This window comes from Acidiferrobacter sp. SPIII_3 (assembly GCF_003184265.1).
GTDB lineage: Bacteria > Pseudomonadota > Gammaproteobacteria > Acidiferrobacterales > Acidiferrobacteraceae > Acidiferrobacter.
In genome coordinates this window covers 2365969-2386514 of record NZ_CP027663.1, presented here as the reverse complement: position 1 = coordinate 2386514, position 20546 = coordinate 2365969, and the positions used below count along the sequence as shown (strand labels likewise).

Below are 20546 nucleotides of genomic sequence, written 5' to 3'. Positions count from 1 at the left end.
AACCCGCTTAGTGGGGCGGGGCCACGGGCCCTGTATAGGGTACGACCCGCACCAGGACCCCGAACTTGGGGTGATCGAAGTAGTTGGTCGCCCGCAGTGCCACCGGTCGCGATTCGACCATCTGATAGACCGTTGCCTGACGGGATGAATGGGTCGTAGCGTCTGGCGTGTAGTGCAGATCCAGGGCGACATGCATGAGCCGCCACTGAAAGACGCGGATGACGCCCTTCAGCCGCCCATCGCGGCGGCTTGTGATACGTACCGCCTTGGTTTTGCGCAAGGCGATCACGTTTTGCACCCAGCTGCGTGCCGCGAGGATCGTGTAATGCGGGTGGCGCGCCAATATCGACTGCGCGACCGCGAGCTGTGAGCCCTGGGGCAGGCCATGACTGGGGGAGAGCGCCTTCTTGAAGCCCGCGATGGGTGTGATCTTTTCCTGGTTCCAGTGTTCATTCCCGTCCAGTTTCCGCAGATGGTTCGCGAATACCAGGACATCGACCTCGTAGAGGCGTGGGGAAGCGGCCCAGGCCTGCGCGGCGAGGCCCAGGGTGGCGGCGGCGATCAGGACAATACGACGCACGAAATTCTCCTCTGATACAATGCCGCTAGTATGGGGCCGAACGGATGGAGGGTAAAGTCATGGCGGTAAGGGCGATCCGGCGAATGGGCGATCCTTTGCTGTGGGCGCGGGCGCAGGAGGTGACCGACATCTCGGCCCTTGCACTTGCCGACCTCGTGGCCGACATGAAGGATACGATAGCTGCATTGCAGGGTGCCGGGCTCGCCGCCCCGCAGATCGGCGTGCCGCTACGCGTTGTCCTGTTCGGTGTTACCGCCAATCCGCGTTACCCCGATGCCTCGGTGGTCCCCGAGACCATCCTCGTCAACCCGGTCATTGAGCCTTTGGATGACGAGCAGGAGGAGGCCTGGGAGGGATGCCTGAGCGTGCCCGGCATGCGCGGACTCGTGCCGCGTCATCGGCGCGTACGTTATCGGGGCTTTGGCATCGATGGTGCGGTGATCGACCGCGAGGTCGAGGGTTTTCATGCGCGCGTCGTGCAGCATGAGTGTGACCATCTGGACGGTATTCTGTACCCTTCACGCATCCATGATCTCAAATTTTTCGGCTACGAGAGCGTATTATTCCCCGAGGGTTTCGCCGAACAGGACGCTTGAGGGGCGAGGCCAGCGGTTGGCGAAGGTCGCGACATGAAGCCGGTGGTCTTTTGGCCAAAAAGGCAGGAACGGACTGCTTGGGCGCGGCCGCGTAAAAACCGCAGTGGACTTCGCTCGGCAGTCCGCGAAAGCGACGCCAGACGCCGGCTTGCGGTGATTCTGACGACCCCGCAGGGGACTTTTAGGGTTACGCAAGACGGGAGAGGGTCCTGGGCCCCAAAACGGGTTGCGGTGGACACCCCGGAGGCCGTCGCGGGAGGAATGGCGCTCAATTGGGCGAATCGCCCGTATCCCCGACGTGGCGTGGTGATTTCAGCAAGTCACGAGGGATGGCCGACGCGAGCCGGGGACTTTGAGACAGACGCACAGGATGCGGTTCTTCGGGCACGATTCGGCCGCCGGTGTCGCCCGACCGGGAAATCCGCCGGGTCGCAAGCCACGGCTTTCGGGTAACCTTCCAATGCGGCACCGCGGTGTTCTCCGGAATAAAGGCCGCGACTCCGGTCGCGGGTTGGTGTACCGGGCGAATTCACTATGATGGTTGCTGTGGCTCCTTCGCCTATTGAGACTCCGACGGGGCGCTACGGGTCGGGTGCCGGCGACATCCCGGGCGGTGTACCGGGTGTGGCGGGAATGACGCCTGCCGCCAGCAAACAAACGAAGCTTGACATCCAGACTACAAACGCGCTCCCGAGACCGGTGATCGGTGTGCCGCCCCCTTCGTTGAACCACCATTCCTTCGTTCCAAGCGAGGTAGCCCCGAGGAGCAGGGCAAGTCCGGACAGGAAGGCCGTATTGGACCTTTCGTGGCGCAGATACCAGAAGAGCGCAAAGGCGTATGCCGGATTGGCGAACCAGGCAAACTGAAAAAAGAGCATGCCCCACCACCCCGATGCCAGGATCGTGAGCCCCGACAGCGGGCGGTGATGCGCGAAGAGGAGTGCCGGAAGGGACAGGGAATAGCTGAACAGGGCGATCGAACTCACGAAAAGCAGGAGCCGTACGCGATCTCGCGATGGCCTCATGGCGCGACGCCGGTGCCCGTATGCGCCACAGGGCGTCTGGCATCGCCCGTGAATGTCCGGTGGCGCGCGCGGTTGGGCCAAAAACTGCCCGGCGCCCACGTCGCACTATGGGCCCAACACCTCCCTTGATTCGTATGGCACCCCCGCAAGCGCTTTTCCGCGCGTGATCCGTCGTTCCGCGCGGACCGTTCCCGGCCGGCCATGGCGCCGGGTGGAATGACGACATTCTCGATGGCGACAACGGAATTATAGCCGCGTTTCCGGGCCTGCGGGGCGCGCAGCGCCCCGGGGGGCCTTTCCGATGCCTGGGCGCGGGCTTGGGTGATGGCGACGTGTTCGTGTGGCGCAAGTCTCCCGCGCGCGGCTCGCGACCGGCCCGCGGGTCCATGGCTCCCGTCGTCCATCACGCCCCTGCCGATGTGTTGCGGGCCCCCGCAGTGATGGTGGGGTGGCGGAGGCGCTCAGCAGCTACGCCCGCCCCCAGCCCATGCCGGCAAGGGTTGTAACCTTGATGTGGGGCGAGGGGGTTAGCGCGCGCGCGGGCGCGATGGGGTCTGGGCTGGGGGTTTCATGGGCTGTGCCCCGGACGCGAGACGGGCGACGAGCGCCATGATACCGTCGATACGGGTATCTGGATCGGTCCACTCGACCTGGACGCGCAGGCCGTTGGGTCCGTCCAGACGGTATTGCCGGGGCGCCGCTTGCATGAGCGCGATGAGGTCTGCCGGGTCCAGGGCCGGGTTTGGCGTAAACTGGAGGCGCGCGCCCTTGGGACCGGCATCGATGCGGGTGATGCCAAGCGGCCGGGCGAGACGTCTTAGGCGCGCGAGACGAAAGAGGCGGGTGGTGGCCTTGGGAGGTGTCCCGAAGCGGTCCGCCAGTTCGCCGGCCAGGTCGTCTAGTTCCTCGTCGGACGCGGCGCTCGTAATGCGCTTGTAGAATACGAGCCGCAGGTGCGGGTCGGGGCAATAGTCCTCGGGGAGCAAGGCCGGCACGTGTAACTCAATGTCGGTCGGGCGGGTGAAGAGCGCGGATTCGCCGACGCCCTCGCGTCCGGCCTTCAGGGTCGCGACCGCGCGCTCCAGGAGTTCGCTGTAGAGCCCAAAGCCCACTTCGTTGATCTGACCGCTCTGCGATTCCCCGAGAAGCTCCCCGGCCCCGCGGATCTCGAGATCGTGCGAGGCCAGCGCGAAGCCCACCCCGAGGTCTTCCAGGGAGGCGATCGCGTCGAGGCGCTTGCGGGCATCGGCGGTAAGCGCCGCGGGATCGGGGGTCAGAAGATAGGCGTAGGCCCGATGGCGTGAACGACCGACGCGTCCGCGCAGCTGGTGGAGCTGGGCCAGACCGAAGCGGTCGGCCCTTTCGATGATAATGGTGTTGGCGGTCGGGACGTCGATGCCGGTCTCTATGATGGTGCTGCACAGCAGGATGTGAAAGCGCTGATGATAAAAGTCGAGCATGACGCGCTCGAGTTCGCGCTCCGGCATCTGCCCGTGGGCGACGCGGATGTCGATTTCCGGCAGCAAGGCCTTCAGTTCATGCTCGCGCCGCGCCATTGAACGCACGTCGTTGTGCAGGAAATAGACCTGGCCGCCACGGCGTACTTCGCGCAGGCACGCCTCGCGGATCAGCGCCGTATCCCACGGGGTCACGAAGGTCTTGATCGATAGCCGGTCCTGGGGTGGCGTGCCGATCAAGGACACGTCGCGTATCCCGGCGAGCGCCATGTTCAAGGTGCGCGGCAAGGGGGTCGCGGTCAGTGTCAAGATGTCGACGTGGGCGCGTAGCGCCTTCATGCGCTCCTTCTGCCGGACCCCGAAGCGATGCTCCTCGTCGACGATGACAAGTCCGAGCGCCTGGAAGCGCACGTCTTCTTGCAAGAGCCTGTGCGTTCCTATGACGATGTCGACGCGGCCGCTCTCGAGGCGGCGCAGGGCCTCCTCGATCTCCTGATGCGTGCGAAATCGCGACAAGAGTTCGATCTCCACGGGGAGATCGGCGAAGCGGTCACGAAAGTTCTGGTAATGCTGCTGGGCAAGCAGCGTGGTGGGCACGAGGACCGCGACCTGTCTATGATCCTGGACGGCGAGGAACGCCGCGCGCATCGCCACCTCGGTCTTGCCGAAGCCGACGTCCCCGCATACCAGGCGATCCATGGGCCGCGGGCTTTCCATGTCGGTCAAGACCTCGGCTATGACGCGTGTCTGGTCGGGGGTCTCTTCGAACGGAAAGGCGTCCGCGAACCGCGCGTACTCGGGGCCGCGCGCTGCAAATGCATGTCCCGGTCGCGCGGCACGGCGGGCGTAGATCTCCAAGAGCTCGGCTGCGGCATCGCGCGCCTTTTCCTCGGCGCGGCGCTTGGCCTTGTCCCAGGCCTCGTTGCCGAGTTTGTGCAGGGGCGCGTGCTCGGGATCGGTGCCGGTGTAGCGGCCGAGGAGGTGGAGGTCCGTCACCGGCACATAGAGTTTGTCGCCGCCCGCATATTCGAGCGCCAGAAACTCGTTTTCGATATCGGAGACCGAAAGTCTCACGAGTCCGAGGTAGCGACCCACGCCATGATCCTCGTGCACCACAGCATCCCCGGTGTGCAGTTCGCCAAGCCCTTTTATGAGGGTCTGCCGATCGCGGGTCTTTACGCGTCGTCGTCTCTGTTGCGCGCGCTCACCGTAGAGTTGCGATTCGACGATAACGCGCAGCGCCGGTTCATCGAGCTCTAGCCCACGGTCGAGGGGCGCGGACATGAGGCCGAGCGGCGCCTGATCCAGGACGAAGGCATGCCACGAATCGAAGCTCTGCGGACGGTACCCGTGGGCGGTGAGCGCTTCGCGCAAGGCCTCGCGTCGGCCGGCCGCCTCGGCGACTATGAGCGTGCGTCGCGTACCGGCAGCGAGCGCCGCAAGCAACGCCGCATAGGGCTCGGGGGCGTGGGTGTCTTGCGGCAAAGACGGTGGTTCGCGGGTTGCGAAGTGCCGGACAATGCCGGCCCCTTCGGCATCGAGCGAGATCTCGGGAAACCGCTCCAGGCGATCCTTGAGTCCGGCGGCCGTCAGAAACAACCGGTCGGGTGGAAGCACCGGCCGTTCGATATGTCCGCGGGAGGCCTCATAGCGTTCCGCCGTTTCCCGTTCGAAGTGCTCGGTCTGCGCGCGTGCCCCTTCCATGAGCACGAGCGCTGCATGCGCCGGCAGATAGTCGGCGAAGGTCGCGATCTCTGCAAAAAAGAGCGGCAGATAATATTCGATGCCCGCCGGACTGCGACCTTCGCTCACCTCGCGGTATATGAGGCTTGCGCGCGGGTCGCCGGCGAACGCCGCCCGATAATTCGACCGGAAGGTCTGAATGGCATCAGTCGTGAGCGGGTGTTCGCGTGCCGGTAATACGCGTATCTCCGGCAGGGTCTCCTGCGAGCGCTGGGTCTCGGGGTCGAAGGTGCGAATCGATTCCACCACATCGTCGAAGAGGTCGATGCGATAGGCGCGGCCGGCCCCCATGGGGAACAGGTCGATGAGTCCGCCGCGGATGGCGAATTCACCGGCCTCCATGACCTGACCCACGGCGTTATAGGCGGCCTGCACGAGGCGCTCGCGAAAGCGTTCGATATCGAGCCTGTCGCCGACTTGCAGGAGGAAGCTGTGGCCGAGCAGGTGCGAGGCCGGCGGCAGATAGTGCATGAGCGTGGCCGCAGCCGTGAGCACCAGGCCATGGGTGAGGTGCGGCAGGGCGGCGAGTGTCGCCAGGCGTTCCGATAGGATGTCCGGATGAGGCGAAAAGCGGTCGTATGGCAGACACTCCCAGTCCGGGAAGGTGAGGATCGGTGGCCCGTTCGGGTCGCGGTAGAAGGCGATCTCGTCTTCCAGTCGTTCGCGCGAACGCACGTCCCGCGTGACGACGATAAGGAGGCGCCCGGCCTCGGCGGCGCGCGCCAGCGCCAATCCTCGGGCGCTGGCATGGAGCCCCACCCAGTGCTCGGATCCAGACGGTGCCGGCGGGTTCAGGGGGGAATGGATTGTGTGCAACTCGGGGACGGACATCGGCATAGGGGCGGCATTGTAATCCAAACTATGGCACCGTGAGGAGGGAGGGCGTGGCGGTTGGCCGGGCGCGCAGACCTGCCGCTCGCCATGACGCGCGACCATGCGGTCTTTGGGCGCGCATTTTCCGGTCCTCGTAGGCTCGTCTGCGGCCACGCGGTTTTGCCAGATACGGACGATCCGGGCGATGAGTCCCTTCGGTCGCGTTGTCGTGTGGCCGCGGTTCAGGGCATAATAAAGCCCTTGCCAGTGAGCGATCATCGCGGATCGGCGGCCATCGAGGGGCTTATGGTCAAGACAGTGATGGAATGCGCGTTTTTCATGGGCCCGACTGACGGAGAGGCGGTGATGGCGAAATATGACGTCCAAGCCCTCGGGGGCCGGCGCGTTGCATATCGCCCCTGCGCGATGGCCGCGATGCATGCCGTCAAATCCTTATGAAGGAGCGCGAGTTCGAGGTCGGACAGGATGTTTTCTACCCCTCTGCCGGTGTCGGAGTCATAGAGGCCATGGAGGAGGTGGTGTTCGGGGTCGAGCACGAGCTCTGTTACGTCATCCGCATCCCCGAGAATCGCGTCACCATCAAGGTACCCAAAACCAAGGCCGTCAGTAACGGCCTGCGTCCGCTGCTGCGCGGCAAGGATGTAAAGGACCTGCTGGAGGTCCTGGCCGACAAGAGCAGTGCCCGCCCGTCGGGACATTGGGCCGAGCATTACAAGGATCTCGAACGCCGCATCCAGTCCGGCGGCGTTCTCCAGGTGGGCTCGGCGGTGCGTGATCTGATGCGCCTGAAGGCCGGGGCCGGGTTGTCATTCGAGGAGGCGCGCCTTTTGGAGATGGCTGACGGATATCTGGCGCGCGAGCTGGCCGCGGTCCAGGGCGTGACCGTCGAGGCCGCCCGCGACATCATTCGCTCTTCCGTCGGCGTGGGGTCCGAGGGCGTGTGACATCGTCTCCACGTGTCTTCGTGATCGTGCCGGCGGCCGGCCGCGGGCTCAGGTTCGGATCTCCCCAGCCCAAGCAGTATCTCCCGCTTGCGGGCACGCCGGTGCTGGCGCATACCCTGCGTCGTCTCGACGATCTCGGCGCGCGCGCCATCGCCGTGGGCCTGGCGGCGGAGGATCCCTACTGGCCCGAACTGCGCCTGTCGCTTACGACTCCGCTCGTGACCTTCACGGGGGGCGCCGAGCGCGCCCTCACGGTGTTAAATGGGCTGGCCGCCCTGACCGATCAGGCGGCGGAGGACGATCTCGTGTTCGTCCATGATGCCGCCCGTCCCTGTGTGCGGGGCACCGATCTGCAACGCCTCTACAAGGCCGCGCTCGAGGCCCCCGATGGGGCGCTCCTCGCGTGCCCGGTGGCCGACACCGTCAAGCGTGGCGGGGCCCTGGGGGCAATCACCGCCACCATCGATCGCCGCGATCTGTGGCTCGCCCAGACGCCACAGGTGTTTCGTTTCGGCAGATTGCAGGCGGCGCTTACGAGCGTGGTGGCGGCGCATGAACTCGTCACCGATGAGGCGGGCGCCATCGAGCGCATGGGGGGCCGTCCGCGGCTCGTGGCCGGTCATCAGGACAACATCAAGATCACGACGCCCGAGGATCTGGTCCTGGCCGAGATCTATCTGGCATGGCAAAAATCCCAACAAGAAGGAAAATGACGGCGATATGCGGATAGGACAGGGGTTCGATGCGCACGGCCTGGTCGCGGGGCGGCCGTTGATCTTGGGAGGGGTGACCATCGCGCATCCGCGCGGGCTTGCGGGTCATTCCGATGCCGATGTCCTGACCCATGCGGTGACGAGTGCCTGTCTCGGGGCCGCCGCGCTCGGCGACCTCGGGCGACATTTCCCGGCCAAGGATCCCCGCTACCGCGATTGCGACAGCCGCATGCTGTTGCGTGCGGTGATCGCCATGATCAAGGAGCGGGGGCTCTTCGTGGTCAACATGGATGCCACCATAGTAGCCGAGGCCCCGCGTCTGGCGCCGTTCGTGGGGCGGATGGCGGAGCATTTGGCCGCCGATCTCGAGGTGGCCGTCGATTGTGTCAATGTCAAGGCGACGACCACCGAAGGCATGGGTTACACCGGCCGCGCGGAGGGCATGAGCGCGCACGCCATCGTACTCTTGGACGGACCCCGCAAGCCCTAGGATCGGCGCCGCAACAGCACGGTGACAGCGCCGGTCCCGCCTTGCTCGGGACGCGCCGAACAAAAGGCGAGCACCGCGTTCGTCTGCCGAAGCCAGCGGTTTACGAAGCCCTTCAGGACCGGGAGTCTCGCCTCCGACCCCAGGCCCTTGCCGTGGATGATGCGCACGCACCGTAGCCCCTGACGCGCCGCCTCGTGCAGGAACGCGGCGAAGGCCGCGCGCGCCTGCTCCACGGTCAGTCCATGAAGGTCGAGCTCGCCTTCGAGGGCGAATTGCCCGCGTTTCATGCGTCGCACGGTCTCCTTGTCGATGCCGGGCCGCCGGAACAACAGTTCGTCGCCGGTCGCGAGGTCGATATCCTGCGGGCTGAACGTCAGCATCTCGACGATCACCGCCTCGTGGTCGCGTCGCGATTGACGAGGAATGGGGCGTAGGCGCGGCCGAAACGGCGCTACCCGATCCTGGGTGAGCTTGCGCACACCGGTCATGGCGCGCGCAAATGAGGAGGGCGTATCGTCAGGTTTGTCCGCCATGAGCATCATTCCCTGCGAGCGTCCCGAGATAGCGTTCGGCATCGAGGGCCGCCATGCAGCCGCTGCCGGCCGAAGTCACCGCCTGGCGATAGATGAAGTCCTGCACGTCGCCGGCCGCGAACACCCCAGGCACGCTAGTCGCCGTCAGATGGCCCTCGATATGGCCGGTCTTGATATAGCCCTTGACCATGTCGATCTGGCCTTCGAAAAGACCGGTATTGGGTGCGTGCCCGATGGCCACGAACACGCCATGGACAGGAATGTCCTTGGGTCCGTCGGGGGTCTTGATGCGGATACCGGTCACGCCGTTCTTGTCGCCTAAGATCTCGTCTAGGTCCGCATTCCACTCGATACGGATGTTGCCGTCGCGGGTCTTGGCCATCAGCTGATCGATCAGTATCGCCTCGGCCTTGAAGCGGTCCCGGCGGTGGACGACGACCACCTCGGAGGCGATGGCCGAGAGGTACAGGGCCTCCTCCACGGCGGTGTTGCCCCCGCCGATCACGGCCACGGCCTGACCCTTGTAAAAGAAGCCGTCACAGGTGGCGCAGGCCGACACCCCTTTTCCCCGGAAGCGTTCCTCGGATGGTATCCCGAGATACTTGGCGGAGGCGCCGGTGGCAATGACGAGGGCGTCGCACGTGTATTCCGCGGCGTCGCCCTTCAGGGAAAAGGGCCTCTGGCCGAGATCGGCGGTATGGATATGGTCAAAGATGATCTCGGTCTGAAAGCGCTCGGCGTGGCGCTTCATGCGCTCCATAAGGTCCGGCCCCTGCAATCCCTCGACATCGCCTGGCCAATTGTCGACCTCGGTGGTGGTCATGAGCTGGCCACCCTGTTCGAGCCCTGTGATCAGTACCGGGTGCAGATTGGCGCGTGCCGCATAGACGGCGGCGGTGTAACCGGCGGGACCAGAGCCGAGAATGAGCAGGCGGGCGTGACGAGTGGATGACATGACAGACCTCGGATGTCGCAACGATCAGGTATTATAGGCCCATCCTGCCCCTTTTGTCGGCCCGGATCAACGCGCCGTGGCGGGCTCGTCCAAAGCCCGTTAGACTGGCAGGGATCGGAGGAAATGATGCGCATAGGGGTGCCACGGGAAGTGAAGCCATGGGAGGCGCGGGTGGCCTTGGTGCCGCATGCGGTGGCGGTGCTCGTTCACGAGGGTCATGAGGTCTTCCTGGAGGCGGGGGCCGGCCACGGTAGCGGCTTCCGGGACGAGGAGTATGCCGCGCACGGCGCGCACATCGTCCCGGATGCGTCCGCGCTGTTTCGCGCCGCACAGCTCATTGTCAAGGTCAAGGAACCGGTTGGCGAGGAGTGGGGGCGGCTGCGCGCCGACCACATACTGTTTTCCTATCTCCACCTGGCGGCGAATCGCCCGCTCACCGAGGCCTTGCAAAGGATAGGGCTCGTGGCCGTGGCCTTCGAGACCGTGGTCCAGGACGGCCTGCTGCCCTTGCTTGCGCCCATGAGCGACATCGCCGGACGGCTGGCCATACAGATCGGGGCGCAGCTCCTGCAGGCCCGCAGCGGCGGTCGCGGTATCCTTCTCGGCGGCCTGCCGGGCACTGAGCGCGGGCATGTGGTCGTCATCGGCGCGGGTGAGGCGGGGGGAAATGCGGTACGCGTCGCGGCATCGCTTGGCGCGCGTGTCACGGTGTTCGACAAGCTGCGCGCGCGCCAGAGCGCCATGATGGCGGTCGGTCCCAACGTCACGGCCCTGCCGGCCTATGAAGAGACCGTGGCAGCGGCGGTGCGCGAGGCCGATCTCTTGATTGGCGCGGTGCTCGTGGCCGGGGCACGCGCCCCGCATGTCGTGACCCGCCCCATGGTACGCGCCATGCAGCGCGGCGCGGTGATCGTCGATATTGCCATCGATCAAGGAGGGTGCGTGGAGACCATGCACGCAACCGATTATGGGGCACCGACCTATATCGAGGAAGGCGTCGTCCATTTCGGGGTGACCAATATGCCGGGGGCGGTGCCGCGTACGGCCTCGCAGGCACTGTCGGCGGTGCTCCTGCCCTATGTGCAGATCCTGGCCACCCATGGCGTCGATGATCCACGGCTTGCCGGTGGAGTCAATGTACGCGGGGGCCGCATCACTCACGAAGCGGTGGCGGCCGCGATGATGTCATGAGGCGGGGCAGCGCGCTTTACCAGGGCGACGGTCATGGGTCAGGCGCGGTTTAGGCGCGAGCGCGCGGCACTGGCGCCGGCGGCCTCGCGCCTCGTGCGCGAGGCACTGCTGTTTGTCATCCTGGCGGCGGCCTTGTATCTGGCGGTGACGCTGGCGACCTTTCACCCCGGCGATCCCAGCTGGTCACATAGCGGAAACGGGACTGTGCGTAATGCCGGCGGGCTTGCCGGGGCGTGGTTGTCCGACGGCCTTTTGGCCGTGCTCGGCGTGCCGGCCTATGTGATTCCGATCCTGATCGCGTGGGGTGGCGTGCGCCTGTTGCGGCCGCGCGTGGCGGCCCCCGGGCATTCTCCCAAGGTGGCGGCCCTGGGCGTGGCGTTGGCCTTCGTGGGTGCCTGCGGTCTCGCGAGCCTCGACTTCCGGGGACCGGCGTCCCTGCCGTTCCAGGCCGGCGGGCTGCTCGGGGGGCTTGCCTCGAGTGCGCTCTCGAGGATCATAGATCCGCTTGGGGCGACCTTGTTTCTGCTCGCCGTGTTCCTGGCCGGGTTCACGCTTGCCACCGGCATTTCGTGGCTCGGGGTCATGGATTACCTGGGCGACATGGCGTTTGGTGCGGTGTCGGGTCTCACGGCGCGCCTTGGTACCCTTGCCGATCGCTGGCGTGGCAGGCAGGCGCGCCAGGAGCGTGAGGAGACCGTACAGAAGGGACGCAAGGCCTTGAGGCGGCCGGCGCCTCCGCGTATCGAGCCGGCCGTGGAGCCGATCGAGGGTGTGCGTGCCGCCCGCGGTCGCCAAACGAGCTTTCTGGAGTCCGCCGATCCGGGCCTTCCGGCGCTCTCGCTGCTCGATCTGCCGTCGGGCGAGAAGGCGAGTTTTTCCGAGGAGTCGCTGCACGCGATGTCGCGTCTGCTGGAGAAGAAGCTGCTCGATTTTCATATCGAGGTCAAGGTCGAGGCCGTGCATCCGGGGCCGGTCATCACGCGCTTCGAGATCGAGCCCGCCCCCGGCATCAAGGCCAGCCAGATCACAGGACTCCAGCGTGATCTGGCGCGCGCCCTGTCGGTGGTGAGCGTGCGCGTGGTCGAGAACATCCCGGGCAAGACCTATATCGGTATCGAGGTCCCCAATGAGCGCCGCGAGGTGGTGCGGCTGCGCGAGATCCTGTCGTCTCGCCCTTATGAGGCGATCACCTCGCCGCTTGCGCTGGCGCTCGGCAAGGACATCAGCGGCCAGCCGATCGTGACCGATCTTGCGCGCATGCCCCATCTGTTGATCGCAGGTACCACAGGCTCCGGCAAATCGGTGTGCCTGAACGCGCTTATATTGAGTTTCGTATATAAGGCCACACCCGCCGATGTGCGGCTCATAATGATCGATCCGAAGATGCTTGAGCTTGCGGTCTATGACGGCCTGCCGCACCTTTTGGCGCCGGTGGTCACGGACATGAAACAGGCCGCCCAGGCCTTGCGCTGGTGCATAGGCGAGATGGACCGTCGCTATCGGGCCATGGCCGCCCTTGGAGTCCGCAATCTCGCCGGTTACAACAAGCGCTATGACGAGGCGCATGCGCGCGGGGAGATCCTGAATGATCCCCAGGCACCCGAGGGCGAGGTGCGCGAAATGGGCCGGCTGCCCTATGTGGTGATCGTCATAGACGAGTTGGCCGATCTCATGATGGTGGTGGGCAAGAAGGTCGAGGAGCTGATCGCGCGTCTGGCGCAGAAGGCGCGCGCCGCGGGGCTCCACCTGGTGCTCGCCACCCAGAGACCGTCGGTCGATGTCATCACTGGCCTCATCAAGGCCAACATCCCGGCGCGTATCGCCTTCCAGGTATCCGCCAAGGTCGATTCGCGCACGGTCCTGGATCAGATGGGGGCGGAACAATTGTTGGGTCATGGTGATATGCTGTTCCTGCAGGCCGGGACCGGATTCCCGCAGCGTGTCCATGGCGCGTTCGTGGCCGACGCCGAGGTGCATGCGGTGGTGTCGGCCCTGAAAAAGACCGGGGTGCCGGTCTATGACGAGCGCATATTCGCCACCGACGAGGCCGGCGAAGGAATGGTCGAGGGCGGAAGCGAGGATGGTGAGGCTGACGATTTGTACGACGAGGCCCTGCGTATCGTGACCGAGACCCGGCGCGCCTCGGTGTCGGGCGTGCAGCGGCGGTTGCGCATAGGCTACAACCGGGCGGCGCGGCTTATCGAGCAGATGGAGCGCTCCGGCGTCGTAGGCCCGCTGCAGTCCAATGGCAGTCGCGAGGTGCTCGCGCCGCCCCCACCGGAGGTATGACGATGATGGGCCGCCGTTTTTTGCGGATCGTATTGTGGTGGACGGTGTTGATGCCGGCACCGGTGCTGGGCGCCGACCTCGCGCGATTCTTCGCCACTGTCCACACCCTCCATGGGCGGTTCACGCAGATCGTGCGCGATCGGCACGGCCATGTGGTGAGCCGCGGCCACGGGCAGGTCTGGCTGGAGCGTCCGGGGCGATTTCGATGGGACTATGCGGCGCCGTACCGCGAGCAGATCGTGGGCCATGGCCGGCAGGTCTGGCTGTACGACCCAGGGCTTGCGCAGGCGACGCGCTATAAGGCGTCGGCGGCCCTCGGTCGGACCCCCGCGCTGCTGTTGGCCGGCGATGGCCACCTCTCGGGGCTCTTTGCGGTGCAGACGCTTGCGGATCACGATGGCCTGCGCTGGGTTCGTTTGCGGCCGCGCGGTCACGGTCAGGGCTTTCGCTGGATCCGTATCGCTTATCGCGGGGTGCGTATCCGGCGTATCGTGGTCAGGGATGCGATGGGTCAGACGACCGATATCCGACTCCATGACCTGCATTGGAACATGGCCCTGCCATCCTCCACGTTTCGCTTCCGGCCGCCACCGCACACGGCGATCGTCTATCAGTAGTGCATACCCCGCTCGCGGAACGTCTGCGCCCCCGCGCCCTCGCCGACTTCGTCGGGCAGGAATCGCTGCTTGCCGACGATGCGCCGCTCAAGATCGCCTATGAGCGCGCCCATCCCTATCCCATGATCCTCTACGGGCCGCCGGGCAGCGGCAAGACCACGCTCGCGCGCCTGCTGGCGCAGGCCTCGGGCGGGGAGTTCGTCATCCTGAGCGCGCTCACGAGCGGTGTGCGCGAGTTGAAGGATCTCGAGGAGCGGGGGCGTGAGGCGCGCGCGCAAGGTCGCGGCCTCATCGTCTTCATAGACGAGATCCATCGCTACAGCCGCGCCCAGCAGGACGCCTTGCTGCGCCCTCTCGAGGAAGGCGCGGTGGTCCTGATCGGGGCCACCACCGAGAACCCGGCGTTCGCGCTCACCGCCGCCCTGTTGTCGCGCGTGCGGCTCCATGTCCTGGAGCCGTTGACGCCCGCGGATGTGCGACGGCTATTGGCTCGTGCCCTGGAGGCGCCCGAGGGTCTGGCGCGGGCGCAGACGGCGTCCGACGCGGCGCTGGCCCTTATCGCGGAGCTTGCCGATGGTGATGCGCGCCGCGCACTCGCGTTGCTGGAGATGGCGGCGGAACTTGCCGGACAGGCGGACGCTACGGGCATCGACGAGGCGCATGTGCGCCGCGCCGCCGGTACCCGCTACCGGCGCTTCGACAAGGGCGGGGATCTCCTCTATGACCAGATCTCGGCGCTGCACAAGGCGGTGCGCGGCTCGAGCCCCGACGGTGCCCTCTATTGGCTGGCACGGCTCCTCGACGGGGGTTGCGACCCCCGCTACGTGGCCCGGCGGCTGGTGCGCGCGGCGAGCGAGGATATCGGCAACGCCGATCCGCGGGCGCTGACCATCGCCCTGGACGCCTGGCGGGCCTTCGATCGATTGGGCCGTCCCGAGGGTGATCTGGCGCTCGCCCAGGCGGTGGTGTATCTGGCCTCGGCCCCCAAGAGCAATGCCGTTTACCGGGCCTTCCAGGCGGTCACCGGGGACGTGCAGGCCCACGGGACCAGGCCGGTACCCGCGCATCTGCGTAACGCCCCGACGGCGTTTGCGAGGGCCCAGGGCCACGGGCGCGAGTACCGTTATCCGCACGACGAGCCCGAGGCCTACGCCGCCGGCGTCTCGTATTTCCCCGATGCCATGACGCCCGCGGTCTATTACGAGCCCACCGACCGCGGTCTTGAGATCCGCATCCGCGAACGATTGACGCGCTTACGCGCCCGGGACCGCGAGCAGGGGCGGGGGTGATGGGGCGCTGTTCTGGCATCGGCCGCGTGGCATGTTTTGCGCTCGCCGTGGACATGGTTGTGTGGGGCGCCATTGGAAAGGGACTGCGCCAAGCCTTTATGATTTGGTTGTATAGCGTAAGGACCGCCCCTTGAATACCCCGTCACGCCTGGCCCCAGGTATTGCGAGCGCGCTTGCGGCCGCCATCTTGTTCGGGGCCAGCACCCCGTTTGCCAAGGCCCTGCTCGGGCATGTGGCCGCCGTGGCGCTCGCGGGTCTGCTCTATCTCGGCGCCGGGGCCGGTCTCTTGGGTGTGTGGCTGTGGCGGCGTACGCGCGATGCCGGGAGTGGCCTCATTGAGCGCCAGGATGTCCCGTGGCTCGCCGGCGCGATCGTGTTCGGCGGTGTCTTGGGGCCCATCCTGTTGATGTTCGGACTCTCGCGCATGCCCGCCGCCAATGCCTCGTTGTTGCTCAATCTGGAAAATGTCTTCACGGCGCTCGTCGCGTGGTTTGTGTTTCATGAACATCATGATCGACGCATGGTGTTGGGCATGGTGTTGATCGCGCTCGCGGGTGCGCTGCTGACCGGGCAGGCTTACACCCGTCCGGCATCGATCCTGGGTCCATTGGCGGTCATGGGGGCATGCCTGTGCTGGGCTTTGGACAATAATCTCACGCGACGGGTATCGGTCGGCGATCCGGTTGCGATCGCGGCCGTCAAGGGTGTGGCGGCGGGTAGCGTGAATACCGCCGTGGCCCTGCTGCTCGGGGAGCCCTTTCCTTCGTTTTCCACCGGGGCGGCCGCGGGTCTGGTGGGGTTCCTGGGTTATGGTGTCAGCCTGGCATTATTCGTCACGGCATTGCGGCATATCGGGACAGCGCGTACGAGCGCCTACTTTTCCGCGGCGCCGTTCGTCGGCGCGGTCATCGCCTTGTTGTGGCTGCATGAGAACGCGAGCGCGGTATTCTGGGTGGCGGCCGGCCTCATGGTGGCGGGTTTATGGTTGCACCTCGCCGAGCGCCACGCCCACATCCACCGCCATGAGACCCTGGTGCATAGTCACCGCCATGTGCACGATGTCCACCACCAGCATGCGCATGATTTTCCTTGGGACAGCCGTGAACCGCATGTCCACCGCCACGTCCATGAACCGCTGGTGCATGATCATTGCCATTATCCGGATATTCATCATCGGCACGGTCATTAGCCACTGACAAGGTCCGCGCCGCCCGCGCGTCCGCGCTCATGGCCACTGGTATGGCCGCGCGACCGCTTCCCGCGGCGCCATCAGGAAGGACATCGGGTGTCGCCGCATCGATGGCGGCAGCGAGCGGTGGGCGGTATTCCACAGGGGCAGTCCTCTTCCAGGCACCGGCGATGGCGGAGATGCGCCACGGTCCGAAGGCTATTAGCGGTCGACGCGATCACGCGGCGTCCGGGTTTCCGGGGGTTTCGGGGCGTCGGTGAGGGTCGATCGCCGGGTCTTGGCATGTCCGACGCGCGATCAAGCAGGGTGGGTTGCGGTGGCCGAAAGGTCGGATTGTCTTGCGACGGCCGGCACCGCTAAATGGCGGCATGCTGAGCTGTTACAGGGACGTAACGTGATTCGCATCTTCCGGCATTATCTGCCCAAGGGTCTCGTGATCCTGGGGCTTTCCGAGGTGTTGGTCTTGTGGGGCGCGCTGTATTTGGGCGCCCAGGTCCGCTACGGCGGATTGGCGACACGGACCCATCTCGCCGCGACCTCTGGCAGGGCGCTGCTCTTCGTGGTCGTCATGTGGGTCGTCATGACCGCGTTCGGCCTCTATCAGCGCGAACTCAAGGAGGGGCAGTGGGGCTATTTCCCGCGCCTCATCGTGAGCCTCTCCCTGGGTTTTCTGGTCTTTTGCACGCTGTTGCCCATCCTGCCTTCGCTGGTGCTGCCGCCGGCGGTGCTGGCCTCGGTGGTACTCGTGGCCCTGTGCGGGACGGTACTGACACGGCTTCTGTATCTGGCCGTCGCCAGCCGCGCGGCCGTCCATCGCCAGGTGTTGGTATTGGGCACCGGTAAGCGTGCGCGCGCCATTCAGGCGCTCGCCCAGGGCGGTCCGGGGCGCCCTGGTTTCCAGGTTGTGGGTTTCATGCCCTGTGGTGAGCGGGAAGACATGGATGGCCCGCTGGTATTGCGCCGCGATCAGCCGCTCGTTGCCATCGCCCGCAGTCATCGTGTCACCGAGATTGTGGTCGGGAATCGTGATCGCAGACAGACCTTGCCGGTCAACGAATTGCTCGAGTGCAAGCTTGCCGGAACGCGTGTCATGGATCTCACGACATTTTTCGAGCGCGAGAGCGGGCGGATCGAATTGGAGTCGCTCAACACGAGTTGGCTCGTATTCGCCGACGGTTTCGAGCAGGGGGTCCTGAAGGCCTGGATCAAGCGTGTCTTTGACGTCGCCGCCAGTATCGCCCTGTTGATCGTGTGCCTGCCGATCATGGTGATCACGGCGGTCCTGGTTAAGTTCGAGGATAATGGCCCGGTGCTCTACCGGCAGGATCGGGTCGGCCAGGCCGGATGCGTGTTTCCGTTGTTCAAGTTCCGCAGCATGCGCGTCAATGCCGAAACCGACGGCACACCCCAGTGGGCCAGCCACAACGACAGCCGCGTGACGCGCATCGGGGCCTTTATCCGCAAGGTGCGTATCGACGAACTGCCCCAGGTATTCAACGTCCTGCGCGGCGACATGAGTTTCGTCGGGCCTCGTCCCGAACGCCCGTTTTTCGTCGACAAGCTCGCGCGCGACATCCCCTATTACGGTTATCGCCACACCATAAAGCCCGGCATCACGGGCTGGGCGCAGGTACGCTACCCCTATGGCGCCTCGGTGGAAGATGCCATAGAAAAGCTGAAGTATGACCTCTACTACGTCAAGAACAACACCCTGTTTCTGGATCTGATCATTCTCTTCCAGACGATACAGGTCGTGATTTTCCAGGACGGTGCACGCTAGATATCAGGTCTCGCGGGCGGACCTTGGTCGGATATAAGGGATGAGCCCGCCGCGATAAGGTTGAATGGCCCTCACAAGGAAGATGCAGCCAAGGATGGAACAGATGAAGCCAAAGCTATTAGTCGCCACTCTCGCGCTGGCGGGTTTGAGTGCTTGCGCGCAGGCCCCGATGTCGACGGCGGGCGGGGCCCCGCGCATGACGGCCACCGCCCATGCGCGCATTCCCCATTACCGTCTGGCGGTTGCCGACGTCATCAAGATCTCCGTGTGGCACAACAAACGGCTCTCGGAGACGGTCCCGGTGCGCCCGGATGGGCGTATCTCCATGCCGCTCATAGGCTCCGTGTCGGTTGCCGGCCACACCGCCTCGGGTGTCGCCCGGACCATAAAGACCAAGCTCGCCTACTATGTGCGCGACCCACAAGTGACAGTCATCGTCACGCATGTCGTTCAGGACAGTTACCAGGACAGGATCCGTGTGACCGGTGCCGTCGAGCATCCGGCATCGCTACGCTACGAACCCGGCATGACCGTACTGGACGCGGTCTTGGACGCCGGCGGTATCAATACCTTTGCGGCCGCCAATGACACCGAGATCCATCGCGTCGTAGGCCATTCCGAGCGGGTCATACATGTGCGGCTCGGCAACATATTGAGTGAAGGACGGCTTGGTACCAACTATCGGCTCCGGCCCGGGGACATCATCACGGTCCCCGAGCGCCTCCTCTAAGTCACGCATCTGAAACCTTAAGGACAACGTATGAGACTGACATTCGAGCAGAACGCTCATATCCTCGGCAAGGAGGCATTCTCGCACCGCCGCTTCGTCGCCGGCACATTCATCGCGGTGACGGCGCTGGCCACAGTCGCGGGACTGTTATGGCCGCGCGCCTACAAATCCACGTCCCTGATTCTCGTCAACAACAAGCGCCTTATAGCGCCGCTCATCAAGGGGGCGGCCTACCAGCCCGATGTCGGCCAGCAGCGCGCCAAGATCGCTCAGGACCTCATCACGAGCCGCGAGATCCTCATGCCGGCCATGGCCAAGGCGGGGTTCTTGAAGAAGTCCATGTCACCCCACAAAAAGGCCGGGATATTGGCGTCCGTGCGTAGCAATGCCTCGGTCATGGACCTTGGCAAGAATCTCATAAGCGTGTCGTTCAAGGACACCGATCCCCTGCGCGCCTACCACTTGACCCAGGCGGTCGTCGCCCAGTTCATCGGGCAAGACCGCCAGGCGGCCTTGCAGCAGGCGCAGGGCGCCTATACCTTCCTGAATCAGGAGGTCGCAAACTATCGCCATCGCCTGGCCCGCGAAGGCGCGGAGATCAGGAAACTAAAGGCCAATACCCTCGATGCCGACCATACGTTCGCGCGCTACGAAAGGCGGCGTATCGCCCATCTGCGCATGGCCTACGACAAGGGCCGCATCGAGCTCAAAGAGGATGAGGGGCGCGTGCGGGCCCTGGAGCATGAGCTCACAGGCCACGGCCGGACGAACTCGATCATTGCTCGGGAAGGCCTGGATCGCTCGCGTCTGATCGCAGACGAGGCCCGCCTGCAAAAGCTGCAGCTCTATTACCGCCGGACCTACCCCGGTATCAAGACACTCAGGTCCGAGATCCACGGCCTGCGCGCCAAGCTCGCCCACCTTACGGCCCGCGAAAAGGCCCTGCATCCCGGCCAGCAGCCGTTTGCCTTCGCGGTCGGGTCGGGCCGCTTCTTCCGCAAGCTCGAGCACGAGCTAGACGAGACCCAGGCGCGCGTCGCCACCCTGCAGGCCGAGACCACGGAGTCCCAGACCCTCCTGCGTACGCAGATGAAGGCCTTGCACGCCTCTCAAGGGTCATCTGCGGTGTCCACGCTGCTGCGCAATTATGCCGCAAATCGCCAGACCTTGAATGGCCTTCTGAAGCGCCGCGAACAGGCCCGGGTGTCGCTTAACCTGAACAAGGAGCAGCAGGCCCTCTCGTTTCGCGTCTATGAGCCGGCGACGCGCCCGATAGAGCCGATAGGACCCCCGTTCCCGCTATTTGTCATTGGTGGAATCGTCCTTGGCCTCATCCTGCCTTTCGGCCTGCTCTATGGCCGTAGTCAGATGGATGCCCGGGTGCGCGCCGAGGCGGTCATACCGGAGACCCTCAATCTGCCGTTGCTTGCGGTGGTACCACACCTCTATGCACCAAGTGAGGCATTATCGGCCCGCCGCAGCGTCCATTGGCTTGGCGTCCTTATGTTCAGCGTTTTATTCATTGCCGTCAGCATCGTCCTTTCAGGTAGAACACTATGAGCAAAGTCGAAAAAGCATTACAGAAGGCCCG

The 20546-nt window shown here is 65.1% G+C and carries 17 protein-coding genes; 12 read left to right on the top strand and 5 right to left on the bottom strand.

Annotation, left to right across the window (positions count from 1 at the left end):
- Nucleotides 1–7: 7 nt before the first annotated feature.
- Complete coding sequence (locus C4901_RS11980) at nt 8–580, bottom strand: CsiV family protein (RefSeq protein WP_110137530.1); 573 nt, start codon at nt 578–580, stop codon at nt 8–10.
- 59 nt (nt 581–639) lie between these two features.
- Here C4901_RS11980 and def point away from each other — a divergent pair, with 59 nt between their 5' ends.
- On the top strand, nt 640–1176 hold the full coding sequence (gene def, locus C4901_RS11975) for a peptide deformylase (protein ID WP_110137529.1): 537 nt from the start codon (nt 640–642) through the stop codon (nt 1174–1176).
- A 581-nt stretch (nt 1177–1757) separates the two neighbouring features.
- Here the strand turns inward: def and C4901_RS11970 are convergent.
- Both C4901_RS11970 and mfd read right to left on the bottom strand, forming a co-directional pair.
- Nucleotides 1758–2201, bottom strand: coding sequence for a hypothetical protein (locus tag C4901_RS11970; protein WP_145960710.1), 444 nt, complete (start codon nt 2199–2201; stop codon nt 1758–1760).
- A 527-nt stretch (nt 2202–2728) separates the two neighbouring features.
- Nucleotides 2729–6238, bottom strand: a complete 3510-nt coding sequence (gene mfd / locus C4901_RS11965; protein WP_205735979.1) for a transcription-repair coupling factor — start codon at nt 6236–6238, stop codon at nt 2729–2731.
- A 431-nt stretch (nt 6239–6669) separates the two neighbouring features.
- On the opposite strand from mfd, the gene C4901_RS11960 reads away from it, so the two are divergent.
- From C4901_RS11960 to ispF, 3 genes are read left to right on the top strand one after another with little or no spacing between them, the layout of a single operon-like run.
- Nucleotides 6670–7179, top strand: coding sequence for a CarD family transcriptional regulator (locus C4901_RS11960; RefSeq protein WP_110137527.1), 510 nt, complete (start codon nt 6670–6672; stop codon nt 7177–7179).
- Nucleotides 7176–7892, top strand: a complete 717-nt coding sequence (gene ispD, locus C4901_RS11955; RefSeq protein WP_110137526.1) for a 2-C-methyl-D-erythritol 4-phosphate cytidylyltransferase — start codon at nt 7176–7178, stop codon at nt 7890–7892. Before C4901_RS11960 ends, ispD begins: the two co-directional genes overlap by 4 nt.
- Before the next feature lie 7 nt (nt 7893–7899).
- Entirely contained in the window at nt 7900–8382 is a 483-nt protein-coding gene (gene ispF, locus C4901_RS11950) for a 2-C-methyl-D-erythritol 2,4-cyclodiphosphate synthase (RefSeq protein WP_110137525.1), read from the top strand.
- Here the strand turns inward: ispF and C4901_RS11945 are convergent.
- Both C4901_RS11945 and trxB read right to left on the bottom strand, forming a co-directional pair.
- Nucleotides 8379–8915 carry a Smr/MutS family protein gene (locus C4901_RS11945; protein ID WP_205735978.1) on the bottom strand — a complete coding sequence of 179 codons (537 nt, stop codon included), beginning with the start codon at nt 8913–8915 and terminating at the stop codon, nt 8379–8381. The genes ispF and C4901_RS11945 overlap by 4 nt on opposite strands.
- Entirely contained in the window at nt 8899–9870 is a 972-nt protein-coding gene (gene trxB, locus C4901_RS11940) for a thioredoxin-disulfide reductase (protein WP_110137523.1), read from the bottom strand. The genes C4901_RS11945 and trxB overlap by 17 nt, the downstream gene beginning before the upstream one ends.
- A gap of 126 nt (nt 9871–9996) precedes the next feature.
- Here trxB and ald point away from each other — a divergent pair, with 126 nt between their 5' ends.
- From ald to C4901_RS11900, 8 genes are all read left to right on the top strand, one after another.
- Nucleotides 9997–11061, top strand: coding sequence for an alanine dehydrogenase (gene ald / locus C4901_RS11935; RefSeq protein WP_110138634.1), 1065 nt, complete (start codon nt 9997–9999; stop codon nt 11059–11061).
- A gap of 33 nt (nt 11062–11094) precedes the next feature.
- Nucleotides 11095–13350, top strand: a complete 2256-nt coding sequence (locus C4901_RS11930; protein WP_110137522.1) for a DNA translocase FtsK — start codon at nt 11095–11097, stop codon at nt 13348–13350.
- 2 nt (nt 13351–13352) lie between these two features.
- A complete protein-coding gene (lolA, locus tag C4901_RS11925) occupies nt 13353–13967 on the top strand; it encodes an outer membrane lipoprotein chaperone LolA (protein WP_168185708.1) in 615 nt (204 codons plus the stop codon).
- Nucleotides 13967–15256, top strand: coding sequence for a replication-associated recombination protein A (locus tag C4901_RS11920; RefSeq protein ID WP_110137520.1), 1290 nt, complete (start codon nt 13967–13969; stop codon nt 15254–15256). The genes lolA and C4901_RS11920 overlap by 1 nt, the downstream gene beginning before the upstream one ends.
- A 130-nt stretch (nt 15257–15386) precedes the next feature.
- Entirely contained in the window at nt 15387–16445 is a 1059-nt protein-coding gene (locus C4901_RS11915) for a DMT family transporter (RefSeq protein WP_304529286.1), read from the top strand.
- A 316-nt stretch (nt 16446–16761) separates the two neighbouring features.
- A complete protein-coding gene (locus C4901_RS11910; RefSeq protein ID WP_205735976.1) occupies nt 16762–18225 on the top strand; it encodes a TIGR03013 family XrtA/PEP-CTERM system glycosyltransferase in 1464 nt (487 codons plus the stop codon).
- A 103-nt stretch (nt 18226–18328) separates the two neighbouring features.
- On the top strand, nt 18329–18955 hold the full coding sequence (locus C4901_RS11905; RefSeq protein ID WP_110137518.1) for an XrtA/PEP-CTERM system exopolysaccharide export protein: 627 nt from the start codon (nt 18329–18331) through the stop codon (nt 18953–18955).
- A 30-nt stretch (nt 18956–18985) separates the two neighbouring features.
- Nucleotides 18986–20515, top strand: coding sequence for a hypothetical protein (locus tag C4901_RS11900; protein ID WP_110137517.1), 1530 nt, complete (start codon nt 18986–18988; stop codon nt 20513–20515).
- Nucleotides 20516–20546: the final 31 nt, after the last annotated feature.